Raw genomic sequence first — 25,543 nt, forward strand, 5'->3', positions numbered from 1 at the left:
AGACACCAGTAACGAGGACGGTGCGGGTCATCGGGGGCCTCGCAGGGGGTTGACGGTTACTTCTTGTTACGCCGCTGGATGCGCGTCTTCTTCAGAAGCTTGCGGTGCTTCTTCTTGGCCATACGCTTGCGGCGCTTCTTGATCACAGAGCCCATGGGACCCCCAGGTGAGGTAGGAATGCGGAACCGGCGTGCGTGCGCACACCGGGTCAACAGCCTACCGGCGTTCCTGGGGAGGACGTTCCCGGGGCCCGTCCACCCCTACCCAACCACGCCCGCGTTACGCGGAAACCTCGCGTTCCATCCCGGGATCTCGCGCGCCGGCTGGTAAGACCCTGTTGGAACGTTCTCGACTACCCCGCTTCGATGTACGCGTCCCTCAGGTAGTCGTGGACGGCTTGCTCGGGGACGCGGAACGAGCGGCCCACGCGGATGGCGGGCAGCTCGCCGGAGTGGACGAGCCGGTAGACCGTCATCTTGGACACCCGCATGACGGTGGCGACCTCGGCCACCGTCAGGAACTTCACCTCGCTGAGAGGTCTTTCGCCTGCACCCATCGGACGCCTCTTCCGCACGTGTATCCGGGTTATCCCCACAGGTGACATCGCTCACGCACGTGTACTGCTGTCAGCGTAAATCGCGACCGGGTTGGCGCAAACCCCCCATTTCACCAGCCCCGCTTACTCCGTGCCACCGGAACAGTAGAAATAGCAGGTCAGACGCTCTATAGAGAGGCTGTAAGAATCTCGTGGAACGGGCCAAACCTCGGAGAACAAGTTGGTCTGACTCAACTCCGTATAGTCTCCGGGGTCCCTTGCGCCCCTATTCGACCGGCAGCCCCATGCGGCCGAGCAGATAAGCCGTCAGCGGCGCGTAGTGCACCGGATACACGTTGTCGTCCAGCGGGACGGTCACCGTGACCTTGCCCTCCGCCTCGCCGACGAACAGCGCCGGGTCGTTGCAGTCGGCGAAGCCCACCACGGTCTCCACGCCCGCCTCGCCCGCCGCGCCGGCCCAGCCGTGGTCGGCCAGCACCAGGTCCGGGAGCTCGTCCAGGGACTCCAGCAGACCCCGCATCGGGCCGGGCTCGTGGGTGTGCAGGAACCCCGCCCCGTCGGACACCATCCCCACCCCGCCGAGGTACCGCAGGTGCAGCACCCGACCGAGCGCCATGCGGTACCGCGACCCCTCGGCCGGGGTCAGCAGCCGGGCGCCGTGCCGTACGGCGGCGCGCGCGATCGCCAGGTGGATCGTGAGCAGGCCCGTCGGGTGCCCGGTCGCGACCACGATCCGCGCCCCGCGGCGTACGGCGTCGCCCAGGCGGTCGGCCATCGCGTCCAGGGCGTCGATCGTCAGGTCGGGGTCGATGGTGTCGGCGCCCTCGCGGTGGGCCGGGTCGGCGATCACCCCGCAGCGCTTGGCCATCAGGTCGAGGATCTGCGGATAGGTCCACTCACCGGAGAAGGTCAGGCCGAACGTGTAGCGCGGGTCGCGGTTGGCCAGGGATCGGAAGTTGTCGAGGTTGTTCTCGCGTGTGGTGGCGATGTCCCCGGCGACGCGCGTGCGGACCAGATGCTCCCGCAGCTCGTCCCGGCTCGGAACCCGTGACCCCTCCATGGACCTCTCCCCTTGTCGTCGCGACCGGCGTTGCCCGGCCTCCGGCGTGCGATCCTTCCGGCGTACGGCCTCAGCCCAGGACGCCAGGGTCCAGCCCGTGCCCAGGGAACACCGCGTGCCGGGTGGCCATGATCGCCCGGTCCACCGGGTCCGCCGGGTCGTAGCCGTCGTCGAAGTCCCGGTGGTCCGCCTCCCGGCCGTCGGTCATCGTCAGCGGGGCCGTCTCACCGGTGCGCTCCTTGACGTACGCCCGCCACGGCTCCGGGGTGCGCGTGCCCGGGTCCAGCGGGTGCCCCGACGCCTCGGCGATCAGGTGGGTCCAGGCGCGCGGGACGACCTGCACCAGTTCGTACCCGCCGCCGCCGGTCGCCACCCAGCGCCCTCCGGCGGTCTCGTGGGCCAGTTCGTGCAGCGCGCGGTAGGCGGCGCGCTGCCCGTCCACGCTGAGCATCAGGTGGGCGAGCGGGTCGAGCGCGTGGCTGTCGCAGCCGTGCTGCGTGACCAGCACCTCGGGCCGGAACTCCCGCAGCAGCGGCGGCACGATCGCGTGGAAGGCGCGCAGCCAGCCCGCGTCGCCGGTGCCCGCGGGGAGCGCGACGTTGACCGCGCTGAAGTCCGCGCCGGTCTCGGTCGGCAGGCCGGTGCCGGGGAAGAGCGTGCGCGGGTGCTCGTGCAGGCTGATCGTGAGCACCCGGGGGTCGTCGTAGAAGATCGCCTGCACGCCGTCGCCGTGGTGGACGTCCACGTCCACGTACGCGACGCGCCCGGCGCCGTTCTCCAGCAGCCAGGCGATCGCGATGGCCGGGTCGTTGTAGACGCAGAACCCGCTCGCGGTCCCGGGCATCGCGTGGTGCAGCCCGCCCGCGACGTTCACCGCGTGCTCGGCGTCCCCGCCCCACACCAGCCGCGCCGCCTCCAGGGTCGCCCCCGCCACCAGCGCCGAGGCCTCGTGCATGCCGGAGAAGACCGGATTGTCGGCGGTCCCCAGCCCCCACGAGAGATCGCCCTCACCGGTCTCGGAGACCCGCTTGACCGCCTCGATGTAGTCCCGGTGGTGGACGGTCGCCAGCCGCTCGTCGCCGGCCGCCGCGCACCCGCCCAGCGTCACCCGGTCGAGCACCCCCAGCTCCCGGCTGAGCGCCATGGTGAGCTCCACCCGCACCGGAGCCAGCGGATGCCCCCGCCCGAAGTCATAAGACGTCAGCGCCTCATCCCAGACCACCCGCACCGCCCGGCTCATATCCCGACGCTACCGCACCCCCCGCCGCCGCCCCCCGCGGCTCCCGCCCACCCCCGGAACGCGCGATCGCGGCGCTCCCTGGGGAACGCCGCGATCGGAAGGGGCCGGATCGGCCCGCGGGGACCGGATCAGGCTCCGGGGGCCGGATCAGCCTCTGGGACGGGGTCAGCCCCGGGGACCGAGGGCCATGGGGTCGTGGGTCTCGGGGGCCAGGCGGGGCTGGTCACCGCTCGCCGGGGTGGGCAGGGGCGGCTCGGGACGGGGGTCGCACAGCACGTCGGGGCCGGGCTTGCTCGCGGGGAGCGCGCCGGTGCCCAGGTACTCCCGGAAGAGCGCGGTGGCGCAGGTGTTGCGGCCGGTGACGCCGTGGTCGCCGGCGCCGTTCTCCACCACCAGGCGCGAGTTGGGCAGGATGCCGTGCACGACCTCCGCCCCCCGGTACGGCGTGGCCGCGTCCTTCGTCGCCTGGACGATCAGGATCGGCGGGAGGCCGCGGTCGGCGATCCTGACGGGGTCGCCCCCGCGCACGGGCCAGAAGGCGCACTGGGCGTTGAACCAGGCGTTGCCCCAGCTCAGGAACGGCGACTTACGGTGGGAGGCCCACATGTCGCGGTGCCAGACGCTCCAGCTCCGGGGCCAGCGGGCGTCGGTGCACTCGACGGCGGAGTACACCGCGAGGCTGTTGTCGTTGTCGCGCGCGTCGCCGTACGACTCGTAGGCGGTGACCAGCTTGTCCGGCTTGCCGGTCGTGTAGTACTCCGACAGGCCCGCGGCCAGCGTCGGCCAGAAGCGGCTCTGGTATCCGCCCTGCAGGAAGGTGTCCTCCAGCTCGGCCGGGCCGACCAGCCCGCCCGCGGGGGCCTTCTCCACCCGCTCGTGCACGGCGTAGTACGCCTTCTCGACCTCGGCGGCCGTGGCGCCCAGCTTGTAGACGGCGTCGCCCTTGGCCATCCACGCCCACATGTCCTTGGAGCGGGCCTCGAAGGCGTGGTTCTGGTCGATGTTGGCCTGGTACCAGACGCGCTCGGGGTTCACGACGCTGTCCAGCACCAGCCGGCGCACGTTCTTGGGGAACATCGTCGCGTACACCGCGCCGAGGTAGGTGCCGTAGGAGTACCCGACGTAGCTGAGCTGCCGCCGGCCGAGCGCCGCGCGGATGGAGTCCATGTCCCGCGCCAGGTCGCGCGTGGTCATGTGCGGCAGCAGCCAGCCGAACTTCTCCTGGCACGCCCTGGCGTACCCCTGGGCCTTCTTCACCCAGGCCCTCTCGGCCTTCCAGTCCGCCGGGACGTACGGCGGCCGCACGGGGTTCTGGTAGGTCGGGTCGCAGGACAGCGCGGGCTCGCTGGCGCCGACGCCGCGCGTGTCGAACCCGATCACGTCGTAGTACTTGGCGACGTCGCCGAGGCGGGCGGGCATGGAGGCGGGGTTGGCGTAGCCGAGGCCGCTCGCGCCGGGCCCGCCGGGGTTGGCGAGCAGGATGCCCTGGTACTTGTCGCCGGTCTCGGTGGCCTTGTGGCGCGAGATCGCGATCTTGATCTTCCTGCCGTGGGGGCGGGAGTAGTCGAGGGGCACCTCGACGCTCGCGCACTCGACTGGGGACGGGAGACTGGCGCACTTGCCCCACACCGGGGCCTGGGGCTGGTAGCCCTCAGCGCGCTCCTCCACCGGCTGACGGTAGACCGGCGGGGTGGGGTCGGCGCTGACGGGCCCGGCCGCCAGCACTCCGCTCATGCCGACGCCGGCGGTGGCCAGCGCTACGACGAGCCTTCTCAATTCGCTCTCCTCATTCGGCCGGGTGGGGCCTCGCGGCATCCCCGTCGTTACCTGCACAAGCCCGACAATGCTGCGATCGGTCGGAATCCTCGCCGAAGATCCCGCCGCTGGCGAGGGATAACTTCGCCGAGATGCGGAATCGGAATGAATGGGTTGGTTTGGGGGACCTTCGGGAAGCACCTCCCGGCGCCGGCGGGAAACCGTCCGGAAAGCGCCGGGAATACCTCCGGGAAAGGGGCCGCCGATGCTCCGCCGCACGTTGCTCGCCGCGTCCCGCAGCCCGCGCCTCGAACGCGCGGCCAGGACCGCCCCCGTCGCCCGCTCCGTGGTCCGCCGCTACGTCGCCGGGGACCGCGCGGGCGACGCCCTGCGCGTGACCCGTGAACTGTGCTCGGCGGGCCTGCGCGTCACGATCGACAACCTCGGCGAGGACGTCACCGAGCGCGCCCACGCCGAGCGCACCGCGCACGAGTACGTCGCCCTGCTGCGCCGGATCGCCGAGGACGGCCTCGCGCCCTGGGCCGAGGTCTCGGTCAAGCTCAGCGCCCTGGGCCAGAAGCTCGGCGGGAACGGCGCCGCGCCCTCGCCCGACGGCGAGAAGATCGCCCTCGACAACGCGGCCCGGATCTGCGCGGCGGCCGAGGCGGCGGGCACCACGGTCACCCTGGACATGGAGGACCACGAGACGGTGGACTCCACCCTCGGCATCCTCGCCCAGCTTCGCGTGGACCACCCTCGCACCGGCGCCGTCATCCAGTCCTACCTGCGCCGTTCCGAGGGCGACTGCCTGGCCCTGGCCGGCCCCGGCTCCCGCGTCCGCCTGTGCAAGGGCGCCTACGACGCCCCCGCCTCGGCCGCCTTCACCCGCCGCCGCGACATCGACCTGTCGTACGCCCGCTGCCTGCGCGTCCTCATGAACGGCCGCGGCCACCCGATGGTCGCCACCCACGACCCCCGGCTGATCGACCTGGCCGTCGCCCTCGCCGCGCTGGGCGGCCGCGACCCCGGCACGTACGAACTCCAGATGCTGTACGGCGTCCGCCCGCGCGCCCAGGCCCGGCTGGCCGCCGAGGGCCAGCGGGTCCGCGTCTACGTGCCCTACGGCGACGACTGGTACGGATACCTGGTCCGCCGCCTGGCCGAACGCCCCGCCAACCTGGCCTTCTTCCTCCGCTCCCTCCTCGGCCGCGGCTGACCCGCCCGCCCCCGCGCCCGCCAGCCGGCCGTCCAGCCGTCCAGCCGCCGCGAAGCCGTACGGCGGGCCGGCGCGAGCCGTAGGGCCCGGGCGGGCGCGAGCCGTACGGCGGGCCGAAGGGGGCGTCGCGGGGGCTCGCGGGGCGTCTCGTGGGCGGGGGTTGCGGGAAGGTGCGAAGGGCGGCACCCCGGGCGGGGACGAGGCGGGTCGCCCGGGCCGGAGGCGGGCCCGCCGGTAGGGTGGGGACATCCTCCTCTACACGAAGGCGCTTCGGCATGATCGCGATTCTGGGAACCGGGAAGATGGGCGAGGCCCTGCTCTCCGGGCTGCTGCGGGCCGGGTTCAAGGCCGGCGAGGTCATGGTCACGGCGCGGCGGGCCGAGCGGGCCGAGGCCCTGCGTGAGCGCTACGGCGTCGAGGTCGTCTCCAACGCCGAGGCCGCCAAGACCGCCCAGACCCTGATCCTCGCGGTGAAGCCGCAGGACATGGCCACGCTGCTGGCCGAGATCGCCCCCTACGTCCCCGCCGACAGGCTCGTCATCTCGGCCGCCGCGGGCATCACGACGGCGTTCGTGGAGTCGCGGCTGGGCGAGGCGGTGCCGGTGGTCCGCGTCATGTCCAACACGCCCGTGCTGGTGGACGAGGCCATGAGCGTGATCTCCGCGGGGGCCCACGCGGGCGAGGAGCACCTCCGGCTGACCGAGGACCTCCTCTCCCCCGTCGGCAAGGTCCTGCGCATCCCCGAGTCCCAGCAGGACGCGGCGACGGCCCTGTCCGGCAGCGGCCCCGCGTACTTCTTCTACCTGGTCGAGGCCATGGTGGACGCCGGCATCCTGCTCGGCATGCCCCGCGCCGCCGCCCTGGAGATGGTCACCCAGGCCATCGTCGGCGCCGCGATCATGCTCCGCGACTCCGGCGAGCACCCGGTCATCCTCCGCGAGGCGGTCACCAGCCCCGGCGGCACCACCATCTCCGCCATCGCCGAACTGGAGCGCCACAAGGTCCGCGCCGCCTTCCTCGCCGCCATCGAGGCCGCCCGCGACCGCGGCCGCGAGCTCGCCGGCGGCTGACCCTCCCCCCAAGGGCCCGCCGTACGGCTCACGCGAGCGACACGCGAACGAGACACGGGCGGCGCCCGGATGGGACGCGGGCGGTGAGCGGGGCCTGACGCGGCGGGACTCCCGGGGCGGGGCGCGCGGGCGTCAGGGGCCGTCGATGTAGCGCTGGATGACCGGCCCCAGGAGGTCGATCAGCTCCTCGTCGCTGATCGAGGCCAGGGGTTCCACGCGCAGCACGTGGCGGAAGATCAGGGCGCCGATCATCTGGCTGGCGGCGGCCTCGACGCGGAGCGGGGGGACGCCGAGGCTGCCGGCGACGCGGTGGAGGATGGCCGACGAGATGAACTCCCGCATCATGTCGGCGGCGCGCTCGTGGGTCATCGCGCTGCGGAGCATGGCGATGACGGGGGCCCGGCTCTCCGGGTCGGCCCACGCTCTCATGATCTCGCGCAGGATGCGCCGGCCGACCTCCTCGCGAGGGCCCTCCAGGATCTGCGGGAGGATCTTCGAGGGGTCCGCGGGGAAGCGCATCGTGGCGATGAACAGGCGCTCTTTGGTGTCGAAGTAGTGGTGGACGAGGGCCGGGTCCACGCCGGCCTCGCGGGCGATGCCGCGGACCGTCGCTCCTTCGTACCCCTTCTCCGCGAAGAGCGTGCGGGCCGCGGCGAGGATCTGCTCCCGCGTCTCCGACTGGCCCGGCCGCCTGCCGAGCCGGCGGGGGGCGCCGGCGCTCATGCGCGGCCGGCGGCCGCCGCGAAGTGCAGCTTCGTGAACGCCAGGCCCTCCGCCAGGTCGTCGATTCGCTCGCTGCGGCTCGCGGCCCGCCGCGTGTTGATCTCCAGCACGATCAGCCCGCCGTACCCGGAGGTGGCCAGGCGCTCCAGCATCTGGGCGCAGGGCTGGTTGCCCCGGCCGGGCACGAGGTGCTCGTCCTTGTTGGTCACGCCCACGCCGTCGGCCAGGTGGATGTGGGACAGCCGGTCGCCCAGCTTGTCCGCCATCTCCAGCGCGTCGGAGCCGGACAGCGCGGTGTGCGACAGGTCCAGGGTCACGTCGGGGAAGTCGAAGTCCACCGGGTCCCAGTGCGGGGCGTACGGCACCACCTCGGCGCCCCGGGCGCGCAGCGGGAACATGTTCTCGACGGCGAAGATCACATCGGTCTCGTCGCGCATGCGGGCGAGACCCTCCTCGAACTCGCGGGCGTAGTCGCGCTGCCACCGGAACGGCGGGTGCACGACGACGACCTCGGCTCCGAGGCGTTCGGCGGCGTGCTGGGCCTTCTTCAGCTTCCCCCACGGGTCACGGCCCCACACGCGCTGGGTCACGAGCAGGCAGGGGGCGTGGACGGCGAGAATCGGCAGCTCATGGTGGTCCGACAGCCTCTTGAGGACGTCGATGTCCTGGCTCACCGGGTCGGTCCCGACCATGATCTCGACCCCGTCGTAGCCCAGGCGGGACGCCAGCTCGAACGCGTCGGGCGTCCTCTCGGGGTACACCGAGGCGGTCGAGAGCGCGATCTTCGCGTTGGGCACGCGGATGACGTCGGTCACGCCTGTCAGCCTAAGCGGAATTGTCGCGTAATCGAGACCCGACCCCGGGATGCCGCGCAGATCACAACTACGGTGGGGCCATGAGCCGCATCGCCAAGGGGGCGATACCCAGCCCGAACATCTGGCGCACCCCCGAGTTGTACGAGGTGGAGAACCGCGCCGTGGACCCCGCGGGGCTCCTGGAGTCGGCGATGGCCGAGATCCGGCCCTGGACCGGCGCGAACGTCCTCGACATCGGCTGCGGCACCGGCTACCACCTGCCCCGCTTCGCCGCCGACGCCGCCCGCGTGGTCGGCGTGGAGCCGCACGGGGGCCTCGCCGAGCTGGCCGTACGGCGGTGCGCGGGCATCCCGAACGTCAGCGTGCGCACGGGGACCGCGCAGGAGCTGCCGGTGCCGGACGCGTCGGTGGACGTGGCGCACGCGCGGTGGGCGTACTTCTTCGGGCCGGGGGCCGAGCCGGGGCTGGCCGAGCTGGACCGGGTGATGCGGCGGGGCGGCGCCGCGTTCGTGATCGACATCGACGCGACGCGCGGCCCCTACGGGCGGTGGTTCCGGCGCTGGCTCACCTCCTACGACCCCGAGGAGGTCGAGGAGTTCTGGACCCGGCGGGGGTGGCGGCGGAAGGCGCTGACCATCCGGTGGGAGTTCGAGCGCCGCGAGGACCTGGAGGCGGTGCTGCGCATCGAGTTCACGAAGGCGTCGGCCGAGGGATTCCTCGCGGAGGTGCCGGGCACGGGTTTCGACTACGCCGCGAACCTGTGGTGGCGCACCTATTGAGAGCGCCCCCGGCCACATTTCCCGGAAATAGGTCTGGACAGATCCGGCGTTAGGGACGTACTCTTACGGTCATGCGTTACTTCCTGTGATTCCCGCTCCGGACGCGCGGCGTCGAGCCTGAGGCTCCGCCCCGTGCGCGTCCCCCCGCCGGCCGGAATCCGTTTCCCGCACGCATCCCGAACCCGCCCCTGTACGGCCATGTCGTCGTATCGGGGCTCGCCGGGCGTGTTCGCCGTACGAGCGATCCCCCGCCTTCCCGTCGCACCCGCCGAATTCCCGACATTTCCATGTCTTCGGTGGCATGCGCTGATTTCGGGCTGCCCGCGATTCGGATTCCGGCCGCGCGGTTCTGACCACCGACGGATTCGATCGGCCTCGGAGCCGGGAACAGGAGGCGCCCTTATGTTCACGCGTGCCAAACACCCGTCATTCGCCTCACAACTCGCGTTGTTCGACGTGACCAAGCGGTACGGCGACCGCCTCGTGCTCGACCGCGTCTCCTTCAGCGTCCGCCCCGGCGAGAAGGCCGGCGTGATCGGGGACAACGGCTCGGGCAAGTCCACCCTGCTCCGGCTGCTGGCCGGGGTGGAACGGCCGGACAACGGCGCGCTCGTCGTCGAGGCCCCCGGCGGGATCGGGTACCTCCCGCAGACCCTCGGGCTGCCCGGCCACGCCACCGTCCAGGACGCCATCGACCTCGCGCTCGCCGACCTCCGCGACCTGGAGGCCCGGATGCGCGAGGCCGAGGCCGCCCTCGGCACGGCCGGCGAGGCGGGACTCGCCGCGTACGGCGAGCTCGTGGACCGCTACGAGGCGCGGGGCGGCTACGAGGCCGACACGCGCGTCGAGATCGCGCTGCACGGCCTCGGCCAGCCCGGCCTGGACCGCGACCGGCCGCTCGGCACCCTGTCGGGCGGGCAGCGGTCCCGGCTCGCGCTGGCCGCGACCCTGGCCTCCGCGCCGGAGCTGATGCTCCTCGACGAGCCCACGAACGACCTCGACGACGAGGCCGTCGCGTGGCTGGAGGACCACCTGCGCCGGCACCGGGGGACGGTCATCGCGATCACCCACGACCGCGTGTTCCTCGACCGGGTCACCTCCTCGATCCTGGAGGTGGACCAGCGGACCGTGCGCCGGTACGGCGACGGCTACGCCGGCTACCTCGCGGCCAAGGCCGCCGAACGCGCCCGCCAGGCGCGGGAGCACGAGGAGTGGAGGATCGAGGTCGCCAGGAACCGCGAACTGGTCGAGGCCAACGCCGTACGGCTGCACGCCATCCCGCGCAAGCTGCCCAAGGCGGGCATGGGCGTGGGCCAGTTCCGCCCGCGGAACCGGGACCACGGCGCGATGGGCCGCATCCGCCAGGCCAAGGACCGGGTGCGCCATCTCACGGAGAACCCCGTGGCGCCGCCGCCCGAGCCGCTGCGGTTCTCCGCGCGCGTCAGCGCGGGCGAGCCGGCCGTGGTGGAGCTGTCCGACGTCGTGGTGGAAGGCCGCCTGCGCGTCGAGGCGCTGCGCGTCGAACCCGGCTCGCGCGTGCTCGTCACCGGCCCGAACGGCGCCGGCAAGAGCACGCTCCTGCGGGTCCTGGCCGGCGAGCTGCGCCCCGCCCGGGGCACGGTCCGCCGACCGGCGCGGGTGGGCCTCCTCCGCCAGGACGACGGCCACGAGACCACGCCGAGGACCCTCCTAGGCGCCTTCGCGGCCGGCCGGCCGGGCCCGCCGGAGGAGCACGCCGGGGAGCTCCTGTCCCTCGGCCTGTTCCGCGAGCCCGACCTGCGCGTCCCGGTGACGGCCCTGTCCGCGGGGCAGCGCCGCCGCCTCGACCTGGCCCGCCTGGTCACGTCCGAGACGGACCTGCTCCTCCTCGACGAGCCGACGAACCACCTCTCGCCGGCCCTCGTCGAGGAACTGGAACAGGCCCTCGCCTCCTACGAAGGGACGATCGTGCTGGTCACCCACGACCGCCGCCTCCGCGCGGCCTTCGACGGCGTCCGCGTCCACCTCGCGGAGGGCCGCCTGACCGCCTGACCCGCGGCCCCCGCTCCCGACGGCCCGCCTCCCGCCCGCGCAAAGGCGAGGGAGGCGGGCCGCGGGGCTTTCCCCGGCTTCCGGTCCGCTTCGCTCCGTTCGCTTCGCTTTTCGTCCGCGTCGCCTTCCGCCCGCGTCGAGTCGGCGCGGGCCAAACGCCGTACGGCGGGGCCGTGGCCGTACGGCGGGCCTGCGCAGGCTCAGGCCGTACGGCATGCGGGGGCGGGGTGGCGGGACGGGGCGGTTGTCGGTGGCGGGGCCTAACGTTGGCGGCATGGCCAAGAGCGGGAAGACGGCGGCGTCCTATCGGTGTGCCGAGTGCGGGTGGCAGACCGCCAAGTGGGTGGGGCGCTGCGGGGAGTGCCAGGCGTGGGGGACGGTCGAGGAGGCCGGGGCCAGGTCGGCGCCCAAGGCGGTGGCGGCGGGGCCGGTGTCCGCGCCGGCGCTGCCCATCGGGGAGATCAGCGTGGAGGCCGCCGCGACGCGCCCGAGCGGGATGGACGAGCTCGACCGGGTGCTGGGCGGCGGGCTCGTGCCGGGCGCCGTGCTGCTGCTGGCCGGGGAGCCGGGCGTCGGCAAGTCCACGCTGCTGCTGGAGATGGCGGCGATAAGGGCCGACCAGGTGCCCGTGCTCTACGTCACCGGCGAGGAGTCCACCGCGCAGGTGCGGCTGCGCGCGGAGCGGGTGGGCGCGCTGGCCCCCAAGCTGTTCCTCGCGGCCGAGACGGACCTGGCCGCCGTTCTCGGGCACGTCGAGACCGTCGCGCCCGACCTGCTGATCGTCGACTCCGTGCAGACCATCGCGTCCGGCGAGGCCACCGGCTCGCCGGGCGGGGTGACACAGGTGCGCGAGGTCAGCGCCAACCTGATCCGGGTGGCCAAGGAGCGCGGGATGACGACCGTGCTCGTCGGCCACGTCACCAAGGACGGCTCGATCGCCGGCCCGCGCGTGCTCGAACACCTCGTGGACGTCGTGCTGCACTTCGAGGGCGAGCGCCACTCCCGGCTGCGCATGATCCGCGCGGTGAAGAACCGCTACGGCCCCACCGACGAGGTCGGCTGCTTCGACCTGTCCGACTCCGGGCTCGCCTCACTGCCCGACCCCAGCGGCCTGTTCCTGACCCACCGCGCCGAGCCCGTCTCCGGCACCTGCGTGACCGTGACCCTGGAGGGCCGCCGCCCGCTGATCGCCGAGGTGCAGGCGCTCGTGCTCGACGTGCCCAAGGAGGTCCCGCCCCGCCGCACCACCTCCGGGCTGGACACCTCCCGGGTGCCGCTGGTGCTCGCCGCGCTCCAGAAGCACGGCAACGTCCCCGTGGGCGGCAAGGACATCTACGCCGGGACGGTCGGCGGGGTCCGGCTCACCGAGCCGTCGGTGGACCTGGCCGTGGCCCTCGCGGTCACCGGGTCCCGCGCGGGGGTCCCGCTCGCGCCGGGCACGATCGCGATGGGCGAGGTCGGCCTGGCCGGGGAGATCCGCCGCGTCCAGGGCGTGCGCCGCCGCCTGTCGGAGGCCGCCCGCCTGGGCTTCCGCCACGCCATCGTCCCCACCCACAGCGTCCCCGCCGACTCCCTCGCCCCCGGCTCCGGCATCCCCGAAGGCATGACGGTCAGCGAGGTCGGCGACCTCCGCTCCGCCATCGCCGCCGCCTTCGGCTGACGCCCCCTCCGCTCCGCCGTACGCCCTGGGACGGGCCGGTACGGCGCGAGGCGGGCCGCACACGCGAGCCGTCCGTACGCGGCAGCGGGGCGGGGCGCGGGGCCGTCCGTGCGCGCGGCGGGGCGGGGCCGTGGGGCGCGGGCCGTACGGCGGCGCGGGGGTCGCCGTGCCGTACGGCGTGAGGGCCTCGCGCGGGGCCGCGCGGCGTCTCGGCGGGGTGGATTTTCATGATCAGGTAATGACGCCTGTCACGTCGGGTGGGATTTCACGCGGCGCTCTGGGAGAATTCTGCGGGTCTTCGGATAAGCGAACACACGTGGGTATGGGAAAAGCCCAACCTCCATGACTTTTACGACATCGGTCCGGAAGCCGCCGACGTCAGTCGCGCGATCTCCCGCATCGGCAGAGCCCGGGGCGGGGAATCCGCACTACACTGAGCGCCGATAGGAGACAGCGGGGGTCACGTGGCAGCAATCGAGAAGGGTCCCGACGAGCGCCGCAGAGCAACCCTTGCCGCGGTCGCGCCGGGCACGGCGTTGCGCGACGGCCTTGAGCGGATCCTGCGGGGCCGCACCGGCGGTCTCATCGTCCTCGGATACGACGACACGGTGGCCTCCCTCTGCTCGGGCGGCTTCGAGCTCGACGTGGAGTTCTCCGCGACCCGACTGCGCGAGCTGGCCAAGATGGACGGCGCGATCGTGCTCGACAGCGGATACCGCCGTGTCGTGCGCGCGGCCGTGCACCTGGTGCCCGATCCCTCGATCCCGACCGACGAGTCCGGCACGCGTCACCGCACGGCCGAGCGCGTGGCCAAGCAGACCGGCCACCCGGTGATCTCCGTCAGCCAGTCGATGCGCATCATCGCGCTGTACTTCAACGGCACGCGGTACGTCCTGGAGGACTCGGCGGCCATCCTCTCGCGGGCCAACCAGGCGCTCGCGACCCTGGAGCGGTACAAACTCCGCCTCGACGAGGTGTCGGGCACGCTGTCGGCGCTGGAGATCGAGGACCTGGTGACGGTCCGCGACGTGTCGGCGGTCATCCAGCGCCTGGAGATGGTGCGCCGGATCTCCGGCGAGATCGAGGGCTACGTCGTGGAGCTGGGCACCGACGGCCGCCTCCTGTCGCTCCAGCTCGACGAGCTCGTGTCCGGCGTGGACGTCGACCGCGAGCTCCTGGTCCGCGACTACCTCCCGAGCGACCTGCCCAAGCGCCCCCGCACGGTCCCCGAGGCCCTGCAGGCCCTGGACGAACTGTCGGCCAGCGAACTCCTGGACCTGACCCGCGTGGCCCAGGTCCTCGGCTTCTACGGCGGCGACGCCCTGGACGGCCCCGTGAGCCCCCGCGGCTACCGCCTCCTGGCCAAGGTCCCCCGCCTTCCCAGCCAGGTCGTCGACCGCCTGGTGGAGCACTTCGGCGGCCTCCAGAAACTCCTGGCCGCCAGCATCGACGACCTCCAGGCGGTGGGCGGCGTAGGGGAGGCCCGGGCCCGCAGCGTCCGAGAGGGCCTCTCCCGCCTGGCCGAGTCCAGCATCCTGGAGCGCTACGTATAACCCGGCCGGCGACGCCGACCGCACGCCACAGGTCGGCCCGGAGCCCGGTCTTCGAGGGCGGGGACCCACCGCCGGGAACGGGGAGCCAGGCGGGCCGGGGCTGCCTCATCCCGAGGCGGACCGCCCGAAGGGGTCCGCGTGGACACCGGTGATTCGGACGTCCGGCGCCGCGCCTGCCGTACGGCCGGTGACGCTAGCGGAGGAAGAAGACGTGGCGGTGGGGCTTGGAGGCGTTGAGGGTGAGGGTGGCGACGTAGGTGCCGGGGCGGGCCGCGGCCCGGGGAGAGCGGCAGCCGGGGGTGGAGCGGCGGCGGTCCCAGGTGAGGGTGCGGATCACGGCGGAGCCGCGGCGGAGGGTGAAGGACGCGGAGTCGGGGCGCACGCAGTCGGTGGAGGACCAGATGAGGTCATGGCCGGAGGTGATGCGGAGGGTGAGGGCGCGGGCCGGGAGCTCGCAGGTGCCCGAGGCCATGCTGACCATGGAGACGGTGAAGCGGGGCGACTGGCCGGGCGCGTAGATGGTGCGGTCACCGGCCAGGACCAGCGCCACGTCGCGCGGGTCGCAGACGCCCGGGCGGGCGCCGGCGGGGCGCGTGGGCCGCGAGGCGGGGACCGGCGGCGTCGCCGTGACGGTCACGGTCGCGGTGGCCGTGGGCAGGAGGTTCACCGGGTCGAACCGCGGCCCGTCCGGCGTGGGCTTGATCGGGTCGGCGCGGCCGTCGCCGCCGGAGGATCCGCCGCACGCCCACGCGAACACGGCGATGACGACGAGCAGGCCGACGAGCACGCCCATCCGGCGGCGCCGGTAGATCTCGGGCCCCTCCACCCGGCCGTCGCCACGGAACGTGTCCGGATCCATACCAACAGTATGGTCCAGCAGGCACGCCGGACCCGGCCCGACCCGCCGCTGTCTATCGTAGGAAGGTGCCCCGCAACCCCTACGCCGATCCCATCCTGGCCTGGTATGCCACGAATGCCCGGGATCTCCCCTGGCGCCGCCCGGACGCGTCGCCCTGGGGCGTGCTCGTCAGCGAGATCATGCTCCAGCAGACGCCCGTCGTCCGCGTCCTCCCGATCTGGGAGGAGTGGATGACCCGCTGGCCCACCCCCGCCGCGCTCGCCGCCGAACCCCCCGGCGAGGCCGTACGCCACTGGGGACGCCTCGGGTACCCCCGCCGCGCGCTCCGCCTGCACGCCGCCGCCCGCGCCATCGTCGAACGCCACGGCGGCGAGGTCCCGGCCGAGTACGCCGACCTGCGCGCGCTCCCCGGCATCGGCGACTACACCGCCGCCGCCGTGGCCAGCTTCGCGTACGGCAGGCGCCACGCGGTCCTGGACACCAACGTGCGCCGGGTCCTGGCCCGCGCGGCGACCGGCGCCGAGTACCCCCCGAACTCGCTCACCGTCGCCGAGCGCAAGCTCGCCGAGTCCCTGGTCCCCCTCGACCCGGCGGTCGCCCCGAAGTGGGCCGTCGCGGTCATGGAGCTGGGCGCCCTGGTCTGCACCGCCCGCTCCCCGCGCTGCGCCGACTGCCCGATCAGCGCCCGGTGCGCCTGGCGCCTGGCGGGCCGCCCGCCCCACGACGGCCCCGCGCGCCGCGGCCAGCGCTACGCCGGCACCGACCGCCAGTGCCGGGGACGCCTGCTGGCCGTGCTCCGCGAGGCCGCCGGCCCGGTCCCCAAGTCCGCGCTGGACGAGGTCTGGGCGGACGCCGTACAACGCGAACGCGCTCTGGACGGACTGGTGGCCGACGGCCTCGTCGAGCCGCTCCCCGACGGGGCCTACGCCCTCCCGGGTCACACGGTCGCGGACGCGAGCACCGGATAGTCGAGGTAACCGGCCTCGCCGCCGACGTACCACAGGCCGCCGCGCAGCGGGTTGAGCGGCGCCCCGGTCCGCAGTCGGTGGACCAGGTCGGGGTTGGCGATGAACGCGCGCCCGAGGGACACCAGGTCGGCGCCGGCCGCGAGGGCGCGCTCGGCCTCGGAGCGGCCGCCGTCGGCGGGCAGGTGGTCCTGCGGGAGCAGCGGGTTCATGATCAGGACGCCCGGCCAGGCGGCGCGCATCTCGTGGGTCAGCGGCCGGTCCACGTCCGCGAAGGCGATGTGGAGGTACGCCAGCGGCGGGCGGGCGGCCAGCGCCGGGACGAGCGCGCGGTAGATCGCCTCGGTGTCGCCCTCCTCGATCGCGTTGGCGGTGAACCCGGGCGACACCCGCACGCCGACCCGCTCCGGCCCGACGGCGGCCACGACGGCGTCGACCACCTCCAGCGTGAACCGGATCCGGTTCTCGACCGGTCCGCCGTAGGCGTCGGTGCGGCGGTTGCTGGACTTGGCGAGGAACTGGTGCAGCAGGTAGCCGTTGGCCGAGTGCACCTCCACCCCGTCGAACCCGGCCTCGATCGCGTTGCGCGCGGCGGCGGCGAAGTCGGCGATCGTGTCCCGGATGTCGTCGAGCGTCATCTCCCGGGGGACGACCGGGTCCTGCTTGCCGAACGGCGTGTGGATGGGCTCGTCCAGCGGCACGGGCGAGGGCGCCAGCGGGACGAACCCGCTGGTGTCGGGGTGGCCGATCCGCCCGCCGTGCTGGAGCTGCAGGAACATCCGGCCGCCGGCCGCGTGCACCGCGTCGGTCACCCGCCGCCATCCCGCGATGTGCTCGGGCCGGTGGATGGCCGTGATGTTCGGGTACGTCTGACCGACCACACTCGGCGTGGCCGCCTCGGCGATGATCAGTCCGGCCTCGGCCCGCAGGGCGTAGTACTCGGCCATCATCGGGGTCGGCACTCCGTCGGCGGCGGCGCGGGTGCGCGTCAGCGGCGGCATGACCAGACGGTTGGGCAGTTCCAGCGACCCCAGGCGGACGGTGTCGAACAGCGAACGAGAGGCGGGCATGATTCCTCCAATCAACAAACGGGACACGACGTTCCGTTAGACTGAAAGGGATCGTAACACCACACGCCGACCGAATGGAACACCATGTACCGTTTAGAGGAGCCGACTCGGCCGGGAGAGGTGCGCCCCGGGGGCCGTACGGCGCGCGTGCGCTCGGCGGTGCTCACGGCCGTGGTGGACGAACTGCTCGACCACGGCTACGCCTCCTTCGCCATGGACCGCGTGTCGGCCCGGGCCGGCGTCGGCCGCACCACGCTCTACCGCCGGTGGGGCAGCCCGTCGGCGCTGGTCAGGGACCTGCTCCAGTCGATCGCCGAGCAGACCATGCCCATCCCCGACACCGGCTCCGTCGAGGAGGACCTGCGGATCATCACCCAGGCCCTCCTGGAGGCCCACCTCGACCAGCGCCTCCAGGCCACCATCCAGGGCATCATCGCCGCCGCCGGCTGCGCCCCCGAGATCGACGAGGCGCTGCGCACCTTCTTCCAGTCCCGCGCCACCGAGGCCGCGGTCGTCATCACCCGGGCCGTCGAACGCGGCGAACTGCCCCCGGGCACGGACGGGGTGGACATCTTCCGCATGCTCGCGGCCCCGCTCTGCTTCCGCCTGCTGGTCAGCCGCGAACCCGTGGACCAGGCCGTCGCCGACCGCACCGCCGCCGTCATCCTCCACGCCGCCCGCACGGGCCTCTTCACCACCCCCGACGCCCAGTAGCCGCCCCACGGAACCCGCCGACAGGCCGGTCACAGCGGCACGGCGAAACGCGGCGACCCGGCAGCGCGCGACGGCACGGCAGGACGCGACGGCACGGCAGGACGCGACGGCAGGGCAAGCACGGCGGCACGACAGGCACGGCGGCACGACAGGACGCGACGGTACGGCAGGACGCGGCGGCGGTATGGCAGGACGCGGCGGCGGTATGGCAGGACGCGGCGGCGCGGAAGGAGCGGCGAACAGGAGCGGGCGGAACAAGGCACGCGGCAAGGCAGCGGAGGCGGGGGCGACGCGGCGCCGAACAGCGGGCCGGAGGTGTGGATGAGACGGGGACGCGCGCGGCCCGCCTCAGGCGCTCAGTTCGTCGGGGATGTCGGAGGTGGCGGGACGGTGGGTGCCCTGGGCGGGGCGGGCCAGGGCCCGGCGGGCGGCGAAGTCGCGGTAACGCCAGAGCCCCGGGCGCTGGTTGGCGAGGTCCACGGCGAGGCAGGCGAGCACGCCGAGGCCGATCCAGACGAGGCGGTCCTCGTTGTCGGAGGCGCACAGCCGTTCCAGGAGCGCGGCCCGGTGCCGGAACGGCAGGCCGACCAGCGGCGGGAGCAGCGGGTTGAGCACGATCGCGCGGGCCGCGGCGTAGGAGATCGCGTGCCCGTTGAGCACGATCGCCAGCCCCGGCAGCATCGGCTCCAGCCCGAAGTCCGGATGCCGCAGCAGGCGTACGGCGCCGGCGTGCACCGCTCCGGGTCCGCGCGCCGCCCCCGCCACCGCCCGGTCGTCGCGGAACCGCTTCTCCCCCGGAACCATCGTGTCCGCGTAGGCCTCCAGCGTCGCCACCGTCCGCCCCCCGAGCGCCGCCGCCGCGTCCCCGTCGGGCACCCGCCCCAGGTCGACGTAAGGTGCGGTCACCACGGCCCCACTGATCGCCTGCAGCAGCTCCCCACGGTCGAACAGCTCATCATTGCTCACAGACACAACAACAACCTCCCCAACGGCCCCCGCCCCTACCCACCCCGCACCCCCAAGAAACCCCCAAACCCTCCCACCACCCCCAATCTCACCCCCTACGGCCGCCGCCACCCCCGACACCAGATCCCCCGAGCCCCGGCCGTCATCTTGCAATCCCGCCCCACGCCGACTTCACCCAAGACCTCGGGCGGGGCCCGGATCGGAGCGGGATTGCAAGATCACGGTCAGGGGGCGCCCTCCTCGCAGGCAGCGTCCTGGCCGGACGCGGAAGCGGGATCAGTTGGGGGCCCGTGAGACGGCGCGTGGGGGACGGTCCCGAGGTGTTCTGGTCGGCGTTGGCGCCAGGGAGCCCGGCGAGCCGGGGCTGCTTCATTCCGAGGCGGACTGCCCGAAGGGGATCACGCGGACACCAGTGATTCGGCCGTCCAGCCCGGCGCCAGCCGTACGACAGGGAGACTCCCCGCGAAGGGGCGTCCCCGTGAAGGGGACGCCCACGGCGAAGGGGACGCCCACGGCGAAGGGGAGACGCCCACGGCGAAGGGGAGACGCCCACGGCAAGGGGGCCATGCCAAGGGGGGCGCTCGCGCGAAAGTGAGTTCACGCCAAGGGGTTCACGGCCGCCGGACGTTCGGGGTGCTCTGGGGCCTGTGCTCCCGGGGGGCGGGGCGGAGACGCGGGTGTGCGGCTTACGCGGCTTGGGCTAGGCCGAGGGTCGTGAGGTGGGATCGGGTCCAGGTGAGTTCGGCGGCCAGGGCGGTCACCAGGCCGGCGGGGGTCTTGGGGCGCTGGCGGGCGGGGAGGACGCTCCAGTCGGTGGTCTGGACTTCCACGTGAGGGGTGGCGGCTGTGTCGCCCGCGAAGACGGCCTTGAGGGTGTCCTCCAGGACCGGGCGCGTGGTGGTGAAGGGGGCGACCGGCTCGGCGTGGACGGGGATGTGGGTGTGGGCGCGCCAGCGGGGACCGTCCGGGGAGTCGCCGGTGCGGCCGGGGAGTTCCTCGATCGCGGCCAGGGTGGCCGGGTCCGAGGGCTCGTCCGCCTGGAGCGCGCAGGACGCCTGGAGCTTGACCAGCGGCAGGCCGGAGGCGGTGAGACGGCGCAGCGCGGCGGCGGGCTCCTCGAAGCCGACCGCGAGGTGACAGGCGTCGAGGCAGACGCCGACGTGGGAGGGGTCGAACTCGCTGAGGTACCCCAGCGCCTGCTGGGTGGTCTCGATCACGCAGTCGGGGCGGGGCTCGAACCCGACCCTGATCGTGCGGCCGGTGACCGACGCAAGCGAACGCAGCTCGCGGCCGAGGCGGTCCAGCCGGCGGGAGGCGATCTCGCGCAGCGCCGGGGGCCAGTCGCGGCGCCAGCCGAGCGGCAGGGTGGAGATGCTGCCGCTCTCGACGTCGTCGGGCAGCAGGTAGGCGAGGATCTTGGCCAGGTCCAGGGTGTACCGGTACCGCTCGGGCTTGGCCCAGTCCAGGTCGTACGGCCCCTCCGAGGCACTGCGCAGCCGCGAGGCGTCCACGCTGACGACCTCGAGCCCGCGCTCGGCCAGCGCGCGGCGCAGCCGTACCAGCTCGATGCGGTCGGTCACGAGCTGGTCGGCGACCGCCGGCGCGAGGTAGAGGCCGATGCCCAGCCGCGCCACGCCCAGCTTCCGGCGCACCGGTACGGCGTAGCGCGTCAGGTGCGCGATCAGGTTCTCCAGGTCCTCCGCCCGGTGGACGGTCGCGCTGTAGGAGAGATGGACCAGAGTCCCGTCGTTGTGGTGCAAGCGCATGCTCGACCTCTCTGTCGTACGTGCGTCGTGCCCGCCTGACCCCACCGTGCCCAGGGGGCCCGCAGGACAGCATGCCGGGACGACCCCGCCGCGGGCGTCCGCCAGGAAGGTGATTCGCGAGTACTCCGCGTGCCGTACGCCGGCGGTCGCCGTACGCCCCCGGCGGACCCCCGTCACCCTAGGCGGCCCGCCTAGTGGTCCACTTGCGATCCTCTAGCCACGCAGGCACCCCGGCAAGCACCGGGCCCGGCGCGCCGCCGCCCCTTCCACGCCTTGCTGACACCCTGTGATCAAAGCTTTTGATGACACCGTGTGACCAAAACTGCATGATCACGGCGAAGGGAGCGCCTCCGTGGAGAGCACCCCTTAGGGAACGACCGCCTGGAGAGCCGCCCCCTGGAAAGCCACCCCGCGCGGAGAGCCACCCCCTGTATAGCCGCCCCCTGGAGAGCCGCCCCTTGGAAAGCCGTCCCTTGGAAAGCCGTCCCTTGGAAAGCCGTCCCTTGGAAAGCCGTCCCTTGGAAAGCCGTCCCCTGGAGAGCCGTCCCTTGGAGAGCCGTCCTCTGGGAGCCGTCCTTTGGAGGACGCCCTGACGTCCCTTTCGTACGGCTGGCGCCCGGTTCGGGTCCGGAGCCTGTGGTGTCCGCGTGGACCCCTGACGGGCAGTCCGCCTCGGGGCGGAGCGGCCCCGGCCCGCCTGGCTCCCCGTTCCCCGAACGCGGAGGCGCCGCCAACGTTTCCCCCGGGCTCGGCGGGCCCCGGAACTTCCCGAGCACGCCGACCCCGCGACCGGTTCCCGGGCGCGCCGACCCCCGCGACCGGTTCCCGAGCACGCCGACCCCGCGACCGGTTCCCGGGCGCGTGGCCGGCCCCGGGGACGGCGCCCCTCCGGTGCGGATGGTTCCGGGGACGCGAAGAGGCGGCACCCCTGGTGGGATGCCGCCTCTGTCGCTGTGGTCGGGACCGTCACGCGATCTCGGGGATCGCGGTCCGGCCCACCGGCCGGGACGTCAGTCCTGGCGGTTGGCCGTGCCCTCGACGGGCGGGGCGTCCGGGACCGTGGCGAACTTCTCCTCCCCGCGGAAGGTGAACTTCGCGGTCTCGCCCGAACCCTCGACGCCGACGATCACGATCTGACCCGGGCGCAGCTCGCCGTACAGGATCTTCTCGGACAGGATGTCCTCGATCTCCCGCTGGATGGTCCGGCGGAGCGGACGCGCGCCGAGGACCGGGTCGTAACCGCGCTCGGCGAGCAACTGCTTGGCCTCGGGACGGAGCTCGATGCCCATGTCCCGGTCCTTGAGGCGCTCGTCGACCTTGGCGATCATCAGGTCCACGATCTCGACGATCTGCTGCTGGGTGAGCTGGTGGAACACCACGGTGTCGTCGACACGGTTCAGGAACTCGGGGCGGAAGTGCTGCTTCAGCTCCTCGTTGACCTTGACCTTCATGCGGTCGTAGTCGCCCTGCGTGTCGTCGGCCCGGGCGAAGCCCACCGACAGGCCCTTGCTGATGTCGCGCGTGCCCAGGTTGGTGGTCATGATGATGACGGTGTTCTTGAAGTCCACGACCCGGCCCTGCGCGTCGGTCAGGCGACCGTCCTCCAGGATCTGGAGCAGGGAGTTGAAGATGTCGGGGTGGGCCTTCTCGATCTCGTCGAACAGGACCACGGAGAACGGCTTGCGCCGCACCTTCTCGGTGAGCTGGCCGCCCTCCTCGTACCCGACGTAGCCGGGCGGGGAGCCGAACAGCCGCGAGACGGTGTGCTTCTCCATGAACTCGGACATGTCCAGCTGGATCAGCGCGTCCTCGTCGCCGAAGAGGAACTCCGCGAGCGCCTTGGACAGCTCGGTCTTACCGACGCCCGAGGGGCCGGCGAAGATGAACGAGCCACCGGGGCGGCGCGGGTCCTTCAGACCGGCGCGGGTGCGGCGGATCGAGCGGGACAAGCCCTTGATCGCGTCATCCTGGCCGATGACGCGCTTGTGGAGCTCGTCCTCCATGCGGAGCAGCCGCTGGGACTCCTCCTCGGTGAGCTTGAAGACCGGGATGCCGGTGGCCGTGGCGAGGACCTCGGCGATGAGCTCCTCGGTGACCTCGGCGACGACGTCCATGTCGCCGGCCTTCCACTCCTTCTCCCGCTGCGCCTTCTTGGCGAGAAGCTGCTTCTCGTTGTCGCGCAGCGCGGCGGCCTTCTCGAAGTCCTGCGCGTCGATCGCGGACTCCTTCTCCCGCCGGACGTTGGCGATGCGCTCGTCGTACTCGCGCAGGTCCGGCGGCGCGGTCATGCGGCGGATGCGCATGCGCGAGCCGGCCTCGTCGATGAGGTCGATCGCCTTGTCGGGCAGGAACCGGTCGCTGATGTAGCGGTCGGCGAGCTGCGCCGCGGCCACGAGGGCGCCGTCGGTGATGGACACGCGGTGGTGCGCCTCGTAGCGGTCGCGCAGACCCTTGAGGATCTCGATCGTGTGCGACAGCGACGGCTCGGCCACCTGGATCGGCTGGAAGCGGCGCTCCAGCGCGGCGTCCTTCTCCAGGTGCTTGCGGTACTCGTCGAGGGTCGTGGCGCCGATCGTCTGGAGCTCGCCACGCGCCAGCATGGGCTTCAGGATCGAGGCGGCGTCGATCGCGCCCTCGGCGGCGCCCGCGCCGACCAGCGTGTGCAGCTCGTCGATGAACAGGATGATGTCGCCGCGCGTGCGGATCTCCTTGAGCACCTTCTTCAGGCGCTCCTCGAAGTCACCGCGGTAGCGGGAACCGGCGACCAGCGCGCCCAGGTCGAGCGTGTAGAGCTGCTTGTCCTTGAGCGTCTCGGGGACCTCGCCCTTGACGATCTTCTGGGCCAGGCCCTCGACGACGGCGGTCTTGCCGACGCCGGGCTCGCCCACGAGGACGGGGTTGTTCTTGGTGCGGCGGGACAGCACCTGCATGACCCGCTCGATCTCCTTGTCGCGCCCGATGACCGGGTCGAGCTTGCCCTCACGAGCGGCCTGCGTGAGGTTGCGCCCGAACTGGTCGAGCACGAGGGAGGTGGAGGGAGCGGCCTCCTGCGCGCCCCCGGCGGCCTGGGGCTCCTTGCCCTGGTAGCCGTGGAGCAACTGGATGACCTGCTGGCGCACGCGGTTGAGGTCCGCGCCCAGCTTCACGAGCACCTGCGCCGCGACGCCCTCGCCCTCACGGATCAGCCCCAGCAGGATGTGCTCGGTGCCGATGTAGTTGTGGCCGAGTTGCAGCGCCTCCCGCAGGGAAAGCTCAAGCACCTTCTTGGCCCGCGGGGTGAAGGGGATGTGACCCGACGGCGCCGACTGGCCCTGGCCGATGATCTCCTCGACCTGCTGCCGGACACCTTCAAGGCTGATGCCGAGACTCTCCAGAGCCTTGGCGGCCACGCCCTCGCCCTCGTGGATGAGACCAAGGAGGATGTGCTCTGTCCCAATGTAATTGTGGTTGAGCATCCGGGCCTCTTCCTGGGCCAGGACGACAACCCGCCGCGCACGGTCGGTGAATCTCTCGAACATCTTGTCGCTCCTCACAGAGCGGTCGGGCGAGGACCGGAAGGTCCGGCCTCGTCGTTCCGCATGCTAGCCCCGACCCGCGGGAAAGAGCCTCCAACGCCGACATACCTCATGGTTGAAGACGTTCCCCACCCGCAGGGCGTTCACCCTCCATCCAACTACCGGCAGGCCCCAAGATGTTCCAGGTACGCCGCAAGCGAACGCTTCGCCCGGGTCGATCGTCCCAGAGACAACACCAGCCCCTGGGGTAAAGGGGTACGATCCGCGCGCGCCGCCGGCGTGCGTCCCGGGTTTCGGGCGCCTGCCGTGCGGGCCGGCGCCGCGCGCTGCCGTACGGAGTCCGCCCCGGGGACGTATCGGCCCCGCGCGGCTCCTGCGCGACTCCTATGCGAAAGGGACGGCGCGCTGCACGTCCGTCCCTTTCGCCCGGCCCGCTTCCATCCGGGAATACGGGGGAAATCAGTGGGCGAGCTCGTACTGCTCCACGATCTGCGCAGAAATGCGCCCGCGCTCGCTGACCTGCATGCCCTGCTCGCGGGCCCAAGCGCGGATCTTGGCGCTGTGCTCACGGCCACTCCCGGCGCGGCTGCCGCGGGCGCCGCGGACGGCGCGACGAGCGCCCGCGGACCTGCGGCCTTGATCGACGAACGGCTGGAGGCGCTCGCGGAGTTCGATGCCGTGCTTCTCGCAGACGTCAACCTCGTAACCGGTGCCGTCGAGAGCGAACTGAATCGTCTCCACGCCCTTGACGTCGTCGTCGTGAAGGTCGCAGAAGAGTAGCTGCACCACCTTCTTGGCCATGTAACTCAAACCTTTCGCCAGAGCTATGCTCGTTTGATAGCCAAAGATATACCGGTGGTGCACGTTTGACAATTCGCGCCGGAGAGTCTTTGAACCGGCGGAGTTACGGCACGGGAATCAGGAGGAGCTTTGATCTCCGCCGGAAGCGGGCCGGTTAGCGGGGGCTTTGCCACCCCGATCACGGCCCTTACCGAAAGCCTCGGAGCGCACGAGCTTGACCACGCCGTAGCCGAAGGCGGCCGCCACGACCAGCGGCGGAATGAGCGCCGACAAAACGTCCATCGAAAATCACCGCCTCCCTCCGGCCCCATGGGGCGTTTCCCCTGGGTCTATGTCAATTGTTACATACGCAGCACGGCCCGTCACACCGGGCAGGGCTCCGCGGACCCCGGTACCGACCCTAGCGGGTGAGGGCGGCTCGTGCGCGCA

At 72.6% G+C, this 25,543-nt stretch carries 21 protein-coding genes; 8 read left to right on the forward strand and 13 right to left on the reverse strand.

Annotation, left to right across the window (positions count from 1 at the left end; translation table 11 throughout):
• Window positions 1-56 precede the first annotated feature (56 nt).
• From D5H75_RS35550 to D5H75_RS35570, 5 genes are all read right to left on the reverse strand, one after another.
• Window positions 57-155 (reverse strand): 30S ribosomal protein bS22, encoded by a 99-nt coding sequence (locus tag D5H75_RS35550; RefSeq protein WP_018654693.1) that lies wholly within the window; start codon window positions 153-155, stop codon window positions 57-59.
• Window positions 156-352: 197 nt separating this feature from the next.
• Window positions 353-556, reverse strand: coding sequence for a helix-turn-helix domain-containing protein (locus tag D5H75_RS35555; protein WP_012887307.1), 204 nt, complete (start codon window positions 554-556; stop codon window positions 353-355).
• 265 nt (window positions 557-821) lie between these two features.
• On the reverse strand, window positions 822-1,616 hold the full coding sequence (locus D5H75_RS35560; RefSeq protein ID WP_119930991.1) for a phosphatase: 795 nt from the start codon (window positions 1,614-1,616) through the stop codon (window positions 822-824).
• Window positions 1,617-1,686: 70 nt separating this feature from the next.
• On the reverse strand, window positions 1,687-2,856 hold the full coding sequence (locus D5H75_RS35565; RefSeq protein ID WP_119930992.1) for an acetoin utilization protein AcuC: 1,170 nt from the start codon (window positions 2,854-2,856) through the stop codon (window positions 1,687-1,689).
• A gap of 165 nt (window positions 2,857-3,021) precedes the next feature.
• Window positions 3,022-4,632 carry an alpha/beta hydrolase gene (locus tag D5H75_RS35570; RefSeq protein ID WP_202638819.1) on the reverse strand — a complete coding sequence of 537 codons (1,611 nt, stop codon included), beginning with the start codon at window positions 4,630-4,632 and terminating at the stop codon, window positions 3,022-3,024.
• Window positions 4,633-4,876: 244 nt separating this feature from the next.
• On the opposite strand from D5H75_RS35570, the gene D5H75_RS35575 reads away from it, so the two are divergent.
• Together D5H75_RS35575 and proC are read left to right on the forward strand one after the other, a co-directional pair.
• Window positions 4,877-5,827 carry a proline dehydrogenase family protein gene (locus tag D5H75_RS35575; RefSeq protein ID WP_119930994.1) on the forward strand — a complete coding sequence of 317 codons (951 nt, stop codon included), beginning with the start codon at window positions 4,877-4,879 and terminating at the stop codon, window positions 5,825-5,827.
• Between the two features lie 275 nt (window positions 5,828-6,102).
• Window positions 6,103-6,897 (forward strand): pyrroline-5-carboxylate reductase, encoded by a 795-nt coding sequence (gene proC, locus D5H75_RS35580; protein ID WP_119930995.1) that lies wholly within the window; start codon window positions 6,103-6,105, stop codon window positions 6,895-6,897.
• 132 nt (window positions 6,898-7,029) lie between these two features.
• Here proC and D5H75_RS35585 read toward each other — a convergent pair whose 3' ends face one another.
• The gene (locus tag D5H75_RS35585) at window positions 7,030-7,620 is read right to left on the reverse strand and encodes a TetR/AcrR family transcriptional regulator (protein ID WP_119930996.1); all 591 of its coding nucleotides are present in this window, start codon (window positions 7,618-7,620) and stop codon (window positions 7,030-7,032) included.
• Window positions 7,617-8,435 carry a sugar phosphate isomerase/epimerase family protein gene (locus tag D5H75_RS35590; protein WP_119930997.1) on the reverse strand — a complete coding sequence of 273 codons (819 nt, stop codon included), beginning with the start codon at window positions 8,433-8,435 and terminating at the stop codon, window positions 7,617-7,619. The genes D5H75_RS35585 and D5H75_RS35590 overlap by 4 nt, the downstream gene beginning before the upstream one ends.
• A gap of 80 nt (window positions 8,436-8,515) precedes the next feature.
• Here D5H75_RS35590 and D5H75_RS35595 point away from each other — a divergent pair, with 80 nt between their 5' ends.
• The 4 genes from D5H75_RS35595 (at window position 8,516) to disA (ending at window position 14,458) form a co-directional block, all read left to right on the forward strand.
• Window positions 8,516-9,214, forward strand: a complete 699-nt coding sequence (locus D5H75_RS35595; protein ID WP_119930998.1) for a class I SAM-dependent methyltransferase — start codon at window positions 8,516-8,518, stop codon at window positions 9,212-9,214.
• Between the two features lie 402 nt (window positions 9,215-9,616).
• Window positions 9,617-11,245: a TlrC/CarA/OleB/SrmB family ABC-F type ribosomal protection protein gene (locus D5H75_RS35600; RefSeq protein ID WP_119930999.1), complete on the forward strand. Its 1,629-nt coding sequence runs from the start codon at window positions 9,617-9,619 to the stop codon at window positions 11,243-11,245.
• 274 nt (window positions 11,246-11,519) lie between these two features.
• Entirely contained in the window at window positions 11,520-12,905 is a 1,386-nt protein-coding gene (gene radA, locus D5H75_RS35605; RefSeq protein WP_119931000.1) for a DNA repair protein RadA, read from the forward strand.
• A 464-nt stretch (window positions 12,906-13,369) separates the two neighbouring features.
• Entirely contained in the window at window positions 13,370-14,458 is a 1,089-nt protein-coding gene (gene disA / locus D5H75_RS35610; protein ID WP_202638820.1) for a DNA integrity scanning diadenylate cyclase DisA, read from the forward strand.
• 193 nt (window positions 14,459-14,651) lie between these two features.
• Here disA and D5H75_RS42265 read toward each other — a convergent pair whose 3' ends face one another.
• Window positions 14,652-15,317: a hypothetical protein gene (locus D5H75_RS42265; RefSeq protein WP_202638821.1), complete on the reverse strand. Its 666-nt coding sequence runs from the start codon at window positions 15,315-15,317 to the stop codon at window positions 14,652-14,654.
• Window positions 15,318-15,382: 65 nt separating this feature from the next.
• On the opposite strand from D5H75_RS42265, the gene D5H75_RS35625 reads away from it, so the two are divergent.
• Window positions 15,383-16,285: an HhH-GPD family protein gene (locus tag D5H75_RS35625; RefSeq protein WP_119931004.1), complete on the forward strand. Its 903-nt coding sequence runs from the start codon at window positions 15,383-15,385 to the stop codon at window positions 16,283-16,285.
• Here D5H75_RS35625 and D5H75_RS35630 read toward each other — a convergent pair.
• Window positions 16,255-17,352, reverse strand: coding sequence for an alkene reductase (locus tag D5H75_RS35630; protein WP_119931005.1), 1,098 nt, complete (start codon window positions 17,350-17,352; stop codon window positions 16,255-16,257). The genes D5H75_RS35625 and D5H75_RS35630 overlap by 31 nt on opposite strands.
• Window positions 17,353-17,436: 84 nt before the next feature.
• Between D5H75_RS35630 and D5H75_RS35635 the strand changes: the two genes are divergently transcribed.
• Complete coding sequence (locus D5H75_RS35635) at window positions 17,437-18,066, forward strand: TetR/AcrR family transcriptional regulator (RefSeq protein ID WP_119931006.1); 630 nt, start codon at window positions 17,437-17,439, stop codon at window positions 18,064-18,066.
• 348 nt (window positions 18,067-18,414) lie between these two features.
• Here the strand turns inward: D5H75_RS35635 and D5H75_RS35640 are convergent, their stop codons facing one another.
• The 4 genes from D5H75_RS35640 to D5H75_RS35655 form a co-directional block, all read right to left on the reverse strand.
• Entirely contained in the window at window positions 18,415-19,038 is a 624-nt protein-coding gene (locus tag D5H75_RS35640; protein ID WP_242454706.1) for a DUF5987 family protein, read from the reverse strand.
• A gap of 680 nt (window positions 19,039-19,718) precedes the next feature.
• Window positions 19,719-20,798 (reverse strand): sugar phosphate isomerase/epimerase family protein, encoded by a 1,080-nt coding sequence (locus tag D5H75_RS35645; RefSeq protein ID WP_119931007.1) that lies wholly within the window; start codon window positions 20,796-20,798, stop codon window positions 19,719-19,721.
• Between the two features lie 1,010 nt (window positions 20,799-21,808).
• Window positions 21,809-24,316, reverse strand: a complete 2,508-nt coding sequence (locus D5H75_RS35650; RefSeq protein WP_119931008.1) for an ATP-dependent Clp protease ATP-binding subunit — start codon at window positions 24,314-24,316, stop codon at window positions 21,809-21,811.
• A 456-nt stretch (window positions 24,317-24,772) separates the two neighbouring features.
• A complete protein-coding gene (locus D5H75_RS35655) occupies window positions 24,773-25,114 on the reverse strand; it encodes a histone-like nucleoid-structuring protein Lsr2 (RefSeq protein ID WP_119931009.1) in 342 nt (113 codons plus the stop codon).
• Window positions 25,115-25,543: the final 429 nt, after the last annotated feature.

This window comes from Bailinhaonella thermotolerans, assembly GCF_003594875.1.
GTDB lineage: Bacteria > Actinomycetota > Actinomycetes > Streptosporangiales > Streptosporangiaceae > Bailinhaonella > Bailinhaonella thermotolerans.